The sequence below is a fragment of the Marinobacter sp. G11 genome, assembly GCF_021282325.1.
GTDB classification, from domain to species: Bacteria; Pseudomonadota; Gammaproteobacteria; order Pseudomonadales; family Oleiphilaceae; genus Marinobacter; species Marinobacter vinifirmus.
On sequence record NZ_JAJSPB010000008.1, the window covers coordinates 1 to 11,457 of the forward strand.

Annotated in this window: 11 protein-coding genes; 5 read left to right on the plus strand and 6 right to left on the minus strand. The window is 59.2% G+C overall.

What is annotated here, in order from left to right; genetic code table 11:
* Positions 1-111 precede the first annotated feature (111 nt).
* The 6 genes from LWH94_RS07010 to LWH94_RS07035 form a co-directional block, all read right to left on the minus strand.
* Positions 112-807 (minus strand): glycosyltransferase family 2 protein, encoded by a 696-nt coding sequence (locus tag LWH94_RS07010; protein WP_232901674.1) that lies wholly within the window; start codon positions 805-807, stop codon positions 112-114.
* Between the two features lie 87 nt (positions 808-894).
* Entirely contained in the window at positions 895-2,307 is a 1,413-nt protein-coding gene (locus LWH94_RS07015) for an ATP-binding protein (RefSeq protein WP_232901675.1), read from the minus strand.
* Positions 2,304-2,987, minus strand: a complete 684-nt coding sequence (locus LWH94_RS07020) for a response regulator transcription factor (RefSeq protein ID WP_011783840.1) — start codon at positions 2,985-2,987, stop codon at positions 2,304-2,306. The genes LWH94_RS07015 and LWH94_RS07020 overlap by 4 nt, the downstream gene beginning before the upstream one ends.
* 25 nt (positions 2,988-3,012) lie before the next feature.
* On the minus strand, positions 3,013-4,560 hold the full coding sequence (locus tag LWH94_RS07025) for an ArnT family glycosyltransferase (protein WP_232901676.1): 1,548 nt from the start codon (positions 4,558-4,560) through the stop codon (positions 3,013-3,015).
* Entirely contained in the window at positions 4,544-5,518 is a 975-nt protein-coding gene (locus LWH94_RS07030; protein WP_022990574.1) for a glycosyltransferase family 2 protein, read from the minus strand. The genes LWH94_RS07025 and LWH94_RS07030 overlap by 17 nt, the downstream gene beginning before the upstream one ends.
* A 4-nt stretch (positions 5,519-5,522) precedes the next feature.
* Positions 5,523-5,930, minus strand: a complete 408-nt coding sequence (locus LWH94_RS07035) for a GtrA family protein (protein ID WP_011783843.1) — start codon at positions 5,928-5,930, stop codon at positions 5,523-5,525.
* Between the two features lie 226 nt (positions 5,931-6,156).
* Here LWH94_RS07035 and LWH94_RS07040 point away from each other — a divergent pair, with 226 nt between their 5' ends.
* The 5 genes from LWH94_RS07040 (at position 6,157) to LWH94_RS07060 (ending at position 11,451) form a co-directional block, all read left to right on the plus strand.
* Complete coding sequence (locus LWH94_RS07040; RefSeq protein ID WP_167373008.1) at positions 6,157-6,867, plus strand: thermostable hemolysin; 711 nt, start codon at positions 6,157-6,159, stop codon at positions 6,865-6,867.
* A complete protein-coding gene (locus LWH94_RS07045; protein ID WP_232901677.1) occupies positions 6,851-9,043 on the plus strand; it encodes an AMP-binding protein in 2,193 nt (730 codons plus the stop codon). The genes LWH94_RS07040 and LWH94_RS07045 overlap by 17 nt, the downstream gene beginning before the upstream one ends.
* The gene (locus LWH94_RS07050) at positions 9,030-9,812 is read left to right on the plus strand and encodes an SDR family oxidoreductase (protein WP_022990577.1); all 783 of its coding nucleotides are present in this window, start codon (positions 9,030-9,032) and stop codon (positions 9,810-9,812) included. The genes LWH94_RS07045 and LWH94_RS07050 overlap by 14 nt, the downstream gene beginning before the upstream one ends.
* Entirely contained in the window at positions 9,809-10,429 is a 621-nt protein-coding gene (locus tag LWH94_RS07055; RefSeq protein ID WP_232901678.1) for a tetratricopeptide repeat protein, read from the plus strand. The genes LWH94_RS07050 and LWH94_RS07055 overlap by 4 nt, the downstream gene beginning before the upstream one ends.
* A gap of 155 nt (positions 10,430-10,584) precedes the next feature.
* Positions 10,585-11,451 (plus strand): MBL fold metallo-hydrolase, encoded by an 867-nt coding sequence (locus LWH94_RS07060; RefSeq protein ID WP_232901679.1) that lies wholly within the window; start codon positions 10,585-10,587, stop codon positions 11,449-11,451.
* Positions 11,452-11,457: the final 6 nt, after the last annotated feature.

Genomic DNA, 11,457 nt, shown 5'->3' on the forward strand with positions numbered 1-11,457 from the left:
CGGAGCACTGTTTACCGGCAGCTTCGACGTTTGCAAAAATTGCCACGACTATTGAAATCGTTTTTTGGCCATCCGGATTTGGCTTATATCTCCGGGTAATGTTCGCTTACTTTATTTCGAATTAGTAACGCCGATCATATCGACGATTCCGGCCCATGCACGGTTCCAGGCATTGTATTTGGAAATCCCGGCCATTCTTGGGCGATGATTGACCTCGACAATGGCGATTTCGCCTCCCGCGCCTTTCACCAGCGCGGGAATGAACCGATGGGCGTGATCGAACCACGGCAGTTTGAGAAAGGTCGACCGGGGAAACAGCTTCAGTCCACAGCCTGTATCGGGAACTCCATCATGTAGAAAGGCGTTGCGAATACGATTAGCCAGGCGTGATTGGAAACGTTTCCATGCTGTATCCTTCCGATTTCTACGATAGCCGGCGATACAAAAGTCGGGATTGTGAAGTCTGTTCGCTTGTTGCAACAGTGCTGGAATATCGGCGGGGTCGTTTTGACCATCTCCGTCCATTGTCACAATCAGTTGGCCTGTGGCGCGAAGGATACCGGTCGCCAGTGCCCCGCTCTGTCCGATGCTCTGTTCATGTCGAACCGCCAATAGCCTGCCCCCCAAAGCCTCGGCAGTGCGACGAGCTGTTGCCAGTGTCTGGTCGGAACTGCCATCGTCCACGAGCACGACTTCAAAGCCCGGGTAATCCCTCATAACGTTGAAGGCCTCGGTCAGCAGCTTCGCGATGTTTTCCTGCTCGTTTTTTGCAGGAATGACCAGTGACAGAGTGCTGTGCTGAGACATTGAGATATTCTCCAAGATGTTAACCAAACCACGTTGCCGTGCGGTTTATGCCTCGGAGAATTATCAGCCTTGAAGCTTAACCGAATCTTAAGAGCGTTTCGTGAGCGCCGGGCATCGTGCTGGCAGCCATACTTGCACACAAAGCCCGGGTTGACCGTCTGCCCTGTCTGCCAGGATAAGATGGCCACCATGGAGCTCGGCAATACGCCGAGCAATCGCCAGCCCCAGCCCTGCGCCTCCACCTTTACGTTGATCCAGTCGCACAAACCGGCTGAGTGCGCGTTCACGCTCCTCCGCGGGAATTCCAGGACCCTGGTCACAAACCGAAATGGCGTAGCCTTCACCTGCGGGAACGAGATTGGTGGTGATTATGGTATGAGGCGGACTGTATTGGATGGCGTTGGCCAGCAAGGAGCGCATGAGGGTGTTAATCAGGGCACGATGGCAGCTAATCAGGGACTGATCCGTTTCGTCCTGGAGCACCGGCTCTATGTTTTTCTTTAGCGCCAGCGGTGCAACATCTGCGATGCTTTGTTCCAGAATGGCGGAAAGATTGTGATGCTCCGGCGGAAACTGAGCGCCGGAGTCCACCCGACTCAGTAACAGCATTTGTTCGACCAGATGAACCATTCGGTCTACGGCCTGGATAAGGTCTCCATATTGTTCGGGGTTGTCACCGTAAACTTTCTCCAGATTCAGGCGCAGCGCGGCCAATGGGGTTCGCAGCTCATGTGCCGCATCAGCGGAGAAGCGGCGTTCACGTTCCAGAGCCTGATTCAGCCGTCTCAACAGGCCGTTGACTGCGTGCACCAATCCAGCTACTTCTTTCGGAGCCTGACGATCATCGAGGGGATGGATGTTCTCAGGCGCCATGTTCCGAACCGGTTTTTCGAGCTTTCTCAAAGGCTTGAAGCTCACCTGAATTGATGCCAGGACGGCTATGGCCAGTAGAGGCAACGCCAACAGAAAAGGCAGAACGTTGCCCAGCGCAATTTCCTGGCTCAGTTCATCCCGAACGTCCTCTCGCTGGGCGGTACGTATCCAGAATCCGGTCGATGTATCTCGCATGGTAAACGTTCGCCATTGATAGCCGGCGGCCTCCTGCCAGGCAAATCCTGGCTCAAGGCCCTGGGCATCGTTAGCCCGGAGCGTGTCCAGCACAGGTTGTTGATCAGGAGACCAGACTTCGAAAGCGATTTTGCGTTCGTATTTATGCCCGGCACCGTCGGGCAGAATTTCGTCCTCTTCTTCATCGCCCTGAAATAATGCGTCCGGCAATTCGAGAGTTTTCGACAGCGTAAAGGCTAACTGCTCGATAGACTGAGTGCTCGAGAGATGTTCCACCAGCCCCTGCACAATCCGGGTACTTTGTGCCAGCTCCGCATCGAACAGTTCGTCCAACTGGTGATTGCTGACATAGAACCCCCAGCCTGCCGCGATCAGAGTGATCATAAAAACAGTGCTGGTAATTAGCAGAATCAGCTTCCGTGTCAGGCTCATATTTCTTGGCCTTCCGAGGCTGCTTTGCTGTCCAGCATGTAGCCAACGCCGCGCACAGTGCGAATGGCCTGCTTACCCAGCCGCCGGCGCAGATGGTGAACGTGAACTTCCAGGGCGTTGCTCTCGGCACCCTGATCCCAGCCGTAAAGTTGTTCCTCCAAACGTCGTCTGGTTGCCACCTGATCAGGGTGCCGCATCAGATAGTGAAGGATCTGCAGTTCGCTACGGGGTAGCACGAACGTCTCTGTGCCTACCTGCAATTGCGCAGAGTCCGGATCAAGCACGAGTCGCCCCACCTTGAGTCCTGAGACTCGTGTGCCTGAGCGGCGGCGAGTAACCGCCCTTATCCGGGCTTTCAGTTCTGACATGGCAAAGGGCTTGGTCAGGTAATCGTCTGCCCCTGCATCCAGTCCCTGTAGTTTTTCGGTCAGTTCGCTCCGCGCAGTCAGGATGATGATGGGCAACTCTACGCCCTGCTCCCTCACCTGGCGGACAATGTCCAGGCCATCGACACGGGGTAACGTCAAGTCAAGAATGGCCAGGTCAAAGCTCTCGTTCAGTAAGGCGTTCAGAGCCTGTTGGCCATCATCGACCCAATCTACGGTATTCTGGTCGTCCCGGAGCATGCTCAACATGGTGTTGGCCAGGGGGTGGTCATCTTCGGTCAGAAGTATGCGCATTCTGTTACAGCCATCCGTTTGGTGTTCAACTCAAAGGTTGTTTGTGCTCTTCAGTGTAATTGAAAGCTGGCGGAGTGCGGCCGGAATCATTGCTCAACCCTGCACTCTTGGTTACCGGTTCCAGCAGAAACAGAATGTAACGCCGGTTTTGATCGACCGGATCGGCTATCTGCTCCAGTTGGTCGAGCAAGTCCCGCTGATCTTTATCCACCGCTACAGCGATGGGCAACGTTCGATTTCCATCAGCGAGTTCGCGCCTGAGGGCTTCCACCTCAATGCCATCAACTCTACCCGCGCTGTAAAACCGGGCAGAAAACGGAGGTTCGCCGGTATAAACAAGCCTCGCAGAGGGCTTGTCAGACAGATGGCTGGCGGTCATCACCAGCTCCCGTTCCGTTCTCAGCAGCTCCGGATGAAGGCTCACCCAGCCGCTGGCAAGTGAGCCAAGCACGGGGATGAAAAGGGTGGCGGCCACTGAGGAACGCTTCAAGCGTCGGCCGATGTCTGGCATCAGTAGCCCGGAGCTGAGCGCGGCAACAAATGGCAGACCAGGCAGCACATAGGTCCAGAGTATGTTACCGGCCAGGGTAAAGAACACGGCCGGTGTCACCGCGGCCAGGAGTACCAGCGCGCTGACATGTTGTTCGCCAGTATGCCATTGCTGCAGCTGGAAGGCGCCGCACCAGTGGTTGTGAAGCACGCCAGCCACCGCGACAAGCCCCCAGGGCATGCTGGCAAGCACAAGATAGAGCCAGATCGTGCCCCGGGGGAAATCATGGGCACTGCCGTAAAGGTCACCCTGCCAGCCGCTGACGACAAAGCGCTTGATGTGCTCACCGACAATGAAGTAATCCAGGAAACCCGGTGTCTTCAGCTCTGCCAGGACATACCAGGGCGCTGACATCAACAGGGTCAGGGCCAGACCGCGCACCCAGGGCAAACTGTGCCAGAGGGTCTGCCAACGGTTGAAGGTGAGCGCCCAGAGGAACACCGGCAGGCCAGCAAGCACCAGAACCAGTGGTCCCTTGGCCAGCAGGCCAGTAGCCAGGCCGATGAAGAACAGCCAGCCCCAGAGCGGCGGCCCCCCCTGCAGGCGAATGATCAGGCTCACCAGTGTCAGGCTGGTGCCAAGGGCCAGGAATGAATCTGTCATTACCGTGCCGGCAGACAGAAAGCCCAATGCCGTAGTGGCGTAGATTAACGCAGCCCAGAGCCCTTGAGTTTTGGCTCCGTGGCCGAGCGGGTCGGGGTGCAGGTAGCGACGCAGGTTGTAGACCAGCCAGACGATGCCGACATTGGCCAGCCAGGAGGGCAGTCGGCCGGCGAATTCGCTGACGCCGAACAGCTTGAACGACAGTGCCTGAGTCCAGAACGACAGGGGCGGCTTGCCCCAGAAAGGCACACCAATATCGAACCAGGGGGTTATCCAGTCGCCGGTTTCCGCCATAATCCGCGCCATCTCCGCGTAGCGGGGCTCGGTGGTGTCCGCGAACGGCAACAAGGCAGACAGGCCGAGCCTGGCAGCAAGCACCGAGACCAGCAGCCACAGCAAGGTGTTACTGATTCTGGTCATGGCCGGCCACTCGCAGCATGGGTTGTATGTAAGTCATGGTCTCCTGACTATCTTCCGCCACGATAAAAACCGGGCGTTGCTTGGTTTCCATATAGATGCGCCCGATGTATTCCCCCAACAAGCCGACACACAGAAGCTGGACGCCGGACAGGAAGGTGATCATGGCAATCAGGGAGGCATAGCCCGGTGTTGAAATGCCGAAGGCCAGCGCCCGGATTACCTCCCAGAGGCCAACGGTGCCGCCTGCCCCCGCGGCCAGTAAGCCCAGCACAAGGGCCAGTCGCAGTGGTCGGGTCGAGAATGAGGTGATGCCCTCCATGGCCAGGTGTACGAGTTTCAGGTAGTTCCACTTGGTGCTGCCTGCGATTCGGGGGTCGCGATCGAATTCCAGGGTTACGGTGGGCATACCGACCCAGGCAAACATGCCCTTGAGGTAACGGTTGCGTTCCGGAAGCCGGTTCAGGGCCTCGACCGTGCGCCGGCTCATCAGCCGGAAGTCGCCGGTATCGACCGGAATCGGAGAATCGCTGATCCGATTGATCAGACGATAGAAAAGGCTGGCCGTGATGCGTTTAAGCCAGCTTTCGCCGGCCCGGGATCGGCGTTTCATCAGCACGACATCGGCCCCTTTGCGCCATTCGGCAAGCATGTCGGGAATCAGTTCGGGGGGATCCTGAAGGTCTGCATCCATAAGCACCACGGCCTCGCCGCGGGCGTGCTCCAGGCCGGCCGAGACTGCCGCCTCCTTGCCGAAGTTTCGGGACAACTGCAAGACACGGATTTCTGGCTGCCGTTGCCTGGCGGCCATCAGAATGGCGACCGAATCATCCCGACTGCCGTCGTCGACAAACAGCAGCTCAAAGCTGCCGTCGAGCTTTTGCCCGGTCGTCCAGAGTCGAGCCAGCAGGGCCGGGAGCACTTCAGCCTCGTTGTGGACCGGAATAACTATGCTCAGCATAGGTTCAGGGGAGCTTGAGCGTTGTTTTTTCATGGAAAACAAACCTCTTGGCAAAGAAGTAATTGGCAACCGTGACGAGTGCCGTGGCCAGGAACTGTGCTGACAGGACTTTGAGGCCAGCCAGGCTGAGAACGGAGAAGCTGAAAAGGTTCAGGGTCCAGCCCAGACTGGCTGCCGCCAGGTATCGCGGCATCGCGACTCGGTGCGGCAGGTTCGAGGCAAACGCGTACTGATGCTGGGCCACGTAGTTGAAAACCAGTCCGGCCGTGGCTCCGGTTGCTGTTGCTAGCCTGGGGTCAAGCCCGGCCTGAACCAGCAGGCCCATCATCAGCCAATGCAACAGCGTGGCCAGTCCGCCGGCTGCAAGGAAACGGGCAAGTCGGCGTTGAAAAAAATGGCGAGCTTTGGGCATAGGTGTTTGCGTCTGTGTCGATTGTTTTCGGGATAGCCCCGAGGTTGGCCGCAATCTACCCCTCCTTTCTTAAGTGAGCCTTAACCGTGCAGGCACAGAAACCTTAAGGCGCTCTTAAGGTTTCTGTGGTGCCGTCTTAAGACTGGTTTAAGCCAGCCTTTCTAATCTGTCAGCCATGACCCTGCGTCCGTCTGGGCCAGGAAAAGCAAGCAGAGAGAAGGCAGCCATGACTGATCCGTTAACAATGTCGACCTGTTGTCCTCCGGATTCCGGGGAGTTGGTTCCGGCCGTCCGTTGTGCTGGCCGGTGGTTTTGCGAAATCCAGTCCAACACGCCATTGGCCCACACGGTGTCGGATTTCATTCGGCGCCGCTTCCTCCACGCGTACGGGGCCGAGCCTTCCCTGCGTATTCCACGGCTTCTGGCCCTGACAACCGCTCAGGGAACGCTGCTGGCCGCCGTTGGCGTGCGCAATGCGGAACAGGAACGGCTTTTTCTGGAGGATTACCTGTCGGTGCCGGTGCAAACACTGATGCCGGAACCGGGAACAAGGCGCAGCGGTATTGCCGAAATTGCCCACCTGGCCGGGGTGGAAGCCGGGGTCAGCCGCTATCTGTTCGCCTCGCTCTCAGTGTGGTTGGATGCTGCCGGCTATGACTGGGTGGTGTGTACCGGTACCGACCAGTTGCGCAACAGTTTCCATCGGCTCGGCATCGCCACGCAGGTGCTGGCGGATGCCGACCCTTCAAAATTGCCGGATGGCGGCGCTGGTTGGGGTCGCTATTACGACCATCATCCGGTGGTGATGACCATCAAGGTCGCTGATGGTATGGCGGCCTTGCGCACCGCCGGCTTGCTGAAGCTGGTGCAGCCGGTTGTTGCGGCCGAGTATAAACCGCAGGCGGACCTGGGAGGTGCCTATGGCCGCCTTGCCTGATCTCCTGTCTCAGCGGGTCCGGCAACATCCGGAGCGCATTGCACTGCAGGGGCCAGACGCCAGTTTCAGTTATCAGCAGCTATGGCGGGCGGCGCAGTTGGTGGCCGAACAGTTGCGAAACCTGGGTGTTAAACGCATCGGGCTGTGTGGCGTCAACACCCCGGCCTGGGTGGTGGCGGACCTTGCCTGCCTGATGGCAGAGGTGGTGTGTGTGCCGGTGCCGGTGTTTTTCTCCAAAAGCCAGACCGAGCACCTGATTCAGCGGGCAGGGCTGGATGCCCTGCTGTTCAGTGCCGAGGCCGAACAGGCGGAGGTGATTGGCCAGGGTGTCTGGCTGCGGCACCTGCCGGTGTCTCCGGGGGCGGCCTGGATGCCGGAACACACCGCCAAGATTACCTTCACCTCCGGCAGCACCGGTACCCCCAAGGGCGTGTGCCTGTCGGCGCAGCAGATGGCTGCGACCGCTTGTGCACTGCAACAGCGGCTTGAAGGTGTGACGTTACAGCAACACCTGTGCATCCTGCCCCTGGCGACCCTGCTGGAGAACATTGCCGGGGTATACCTGCCCCTGCTGATGGGTGCCACGGTGACGGTTGCCCCGCTGCAAACCCTGGGCATGACTGGCAGCAGCGGCCTGGAACTGGGCCAGCTGGTGGCCGGCCTGAATCAGCACCAGCCCCATTCGGTGATTCTGGTGCCGGAGCTGGCCATGGCGCTGGTCAATGCCGCCGAGCAGGGTTCGCTGGCTACGGATTCGTTTCGTTTCCTGGCCGTTGGTGGTGGCCGGGTTTCACCGGATTTTCTGGCCCGTGGCCGGGCGATGAATTTGCCCCTGTATGAAGGTTATGGCTTGTCTGAGTGTGGCTCGGTGGTGGCCCTGAATGTACCGGGCGTGGAGCGGGAGGGCACTGTGGGCCGGCCGCTTTCGCATGTACAGGTTCAGGTGGACGACAATCGGCGGATTCTGGTGCGGGGCAACACCCATCTGGGTTATCTGGGCGACGAGCCCGAAGATGATGGCTGGCTGGACACCGGAGACCTTGGGGCGATCAGCCCGGAGGGCTTCCTGGCTGTTAACGGCCGCGCCAAGAACCTGATCATTACCAGTTTTGGCCGCAACATCAGCCCGGAATGGCTGGAGAGCGAGCTGGTACAGGCCGTGGGCGCCGCCCAGGCCGTGGTGTTTGGTGATGGCGAACCACAACCCAGCGCCTTGCTGGTGGTTCGGGATGGTCGTGGCCCGGACAAGCTGCGGGCCGCCCTGATGGCACTCAATGCCGGTTTGCCCGACTACGCCCGTTTGCAGGCCGTGTACATACGCCGGCAACCGCTGACCCAGGCCGAGGGCCATATCACCGCCAACGGCCGCCCCGTGCGGCACCAGATTCAGGCTGACCTGCCCATGCTCATGGCCGAAGCCTTTCCCCTTTTTATGAATCTTTCTGTGCCTGCGGGCACTTCTCCCCAACAGACAACGCCAGGAGTCTCCAACATGGCATTTTTTGACCGACTGCAATCCGAAACCGAACAGGCCCGGGCCCATGTCACCGGAGCCCCGGTGATTCAAGCCATCCAGGAGGGTCGCTTTGACCTTGAAGGCTACACCTGGTTTCTGACCCAGGCCTACCACCACGTGAAACACACGGTACCGCTGATGATGGCTTGCGGCGGGCGGCTCCCTGAGCGGCTGGAGTTTGTGCGCAAGGCGCTGGTGGAATACATCGAGGAAGAATACGGCCACCACGAGTGGATCCTGAACGACCTGGAAGCCTGTGGTGAAGACAAGGAAGCCATCCGCCATGGCCAGCCGGATACCTCCATCGAGCTGATGGTGGCTTACCTGTACGACCGCATCCAGCGCGGCAACCCGGCCGCCTTTTTCGGCATGGTTCAGGTACTGGAAGGCACCTCCATCGAACTGGCCACGCCGCTGGGCGAAGCCATCCAGAAACAGCTGGGCCTGCCTGACCAGGCCTTCAGCTATCTGTATTCTCACGGCGCACTGGACCAGGAGCACTTCGAGTTTTTCCGCAACCTGATGGACAGCATTACAGATCCGGACGACCAGCAGGTCATCATCGAGTCGGCCCGCATGGTGTATCGACTTTACGGCGACATGCTGCACAGCATTCCGCTGCCGGCCAGTAACAAGGAGCAGCGCCATGAGGCTGCATGACCGAACCTTTCTCCTGCTGGGCGGCACTGGCGGCATTGGCCAGGCCCTGATCAGCCCCCTGGTGGAAAGTGGTGCCCGGGTGATTGTGGCGACCCGCCATCCCGAGCGGCTGGAAAAGCGCGCAGGCGTTTCCCCGGTGCACCTGGAGCTGGCCAGCCTGGAACTGGACCGGCAACTGCAACAGCTGACCGAGGTGTATCCGGATATTGATGGCGTGATCCACTGCGCCGGCCAGAACCGCTTTGCAGCGCTGGAGGGCATGGCGGTCAGCGACCTGGACGCCCAGCTCATGGTCAACCTGCGTTCCGCCATGCTGGTCGCCCGGCATTTTGTCCCGCGGTTCCGTAAAGCGGGGATGGGCGGCCTGGTGTTTGTGGGTTCCACCTTCGGCAGTATCGGGTTCCCGGGCTACACCGCTTACTGTGCCAGCAAATTCGGCCTGCGCGGCTTTACCGAAGCCCTGCGCCGGGAGCTGGCGGATACCCCGGTGCAGGTGGTGTACGTGGCCCCCAGGGCGACCGCCACGGCCATGAACCCGGAGCCGGTGAACGAGTTGAACCGGGCGCTGGGCAATGCCATGGACGCTCCGGAAACCGTGGCGGCCCAGATTCTTCAGGCCATGGAAAAGGATGAGCGCCGGCGCTTCCTGGGCTGGCCGGAAAAACTGTTTGTGGTGATCAACGGCATCCTGCCGAAGATGGTGGATAAAGCCATGTTGAAACAACTGCCGGTCATCCGGCGCTTTCTGGATTCAGGAGCAATGTCATGAAGTGGATGATGATGGTATTGGCCGCGTTGCTGGCCATGCCGGCGTGGGCCCAGGGTGTACCAACCGAACTGGCGCAGATCCAGCAACGCTGGGCTGAAATCCAGTATCAGACACCCGAACAGGAAAAAGAAAAGGCATTCGAGGCACTGGCCACCGAGGCCAAGGCCTTTGTTGAGCGTTACCCGGGCCGGGCCGAACCGCTGATCTGGCAGGGTATTGTGCTCAGCACCTACGCTGGCGCCAAAGGCGGTCTGGGCGCCCTGGGGCTGGTAAAAGAGGCCAGGGCTTCACTGGAAGCGGCACTGGACATCGATCCAGAGGCACTGGACGGCTCGGCCTATACGTCTCTGGGTAGTCTATACTACCAGGTCCCGGGTTGGCCGCTGGGGTTCGGGGATGACAGCAAGGCCCGGAGTTACCTGCAAAAAGCCCTGGCGATCAACCCTGATGGCATTGATGCCAATTATTTTTTCGGGGATTTTCTGCTGGATCAGGATGAGCCGGAGCGGGCGCGGGTGTACCTGGAAAAAGTACTGTCGGCGCCAGGCAGGCCGGGCCGTGAGCTGGCAGATGACGGTCGCCGCCGCGAGGCCACACAGCTTCTCGGGCAACGCTGAGCAAACACCCTGCCGGGTGCCGGAACGTGTTCCGGTGCCCGGTGTGATGCATCGAGCTTATCGCCTATATAAGAAAACAGAATTTCACCTTATATATCGTTTCAGTATATCCTTAGATCAAATCATAGATATCGGCGACATCCAAGGTGAATACCATGACTCAGCCTATCGTTCAGCATTTCTTCGACGAACCCACCAATACCTTCAGTTACGTGGTGCGTGATCCGGACAGTCAGGCCTGTGCCATCCTGGATTCGGTGCTGGATTTCGACTACGCCGCCGGCCGCACCGACGTGCGCTCTGCAGACGAGATCATCCAGTACGTTCGAGACAACAACCTGACGGTTGAGTGGATTCTGGAGACCCATGTGCATGCAGATCACCTGTCTGCAGCACCCTATCTGCACGAACATCTTGGCGGAAAGACGGGAATTGGCGCAAAAATCGTCGATGTTCAGGAAATTTTTGGTAAAGCTTTCAATGCAGGCACCGAGTTTGCCCGCGATGGCAGCCAGTTCGATAAGCTGTTCCAGGAAGGCGACACCTTTACCATCGGCAACCTGCAGGGCCGGGTGTTGCATACCCCGGGCCACACCCCCGCGTGCCTGACCTACGTGATCGACGACGCTGCGTTTGTGGGCGATACCCTGTTCATGCCCGACTACGGCACCGCCCGCTGCGATTTCCCGGGTGGCGATGCGCGCACCCTGTATCAATCGATCCAGAAGGTGCTCACCCTGCCGCCGGAGACTCGTATCTTCCTGTGCCATGACTACAAGGCACCTGGCCGGGATGAGTACCAGCATATGACCACGGTGGCGGAGCAGCGTGAGGCCAATGTGCATGTGCATGAAGGTATCTCCGAAGAGGAGTTTGTGAAAATGCGCACCGAGCGGGATGCCACCCTGGACATGCCCCGGCTGATCCTGCCCTCGGTGCAGGTGAATATGCGGGCCGGCCATATGCCACCGGCAGAGGATAACGGCCAGGTGTACCTGAAAGTTCCGGTTAACCGGTTCTGAGCCGGG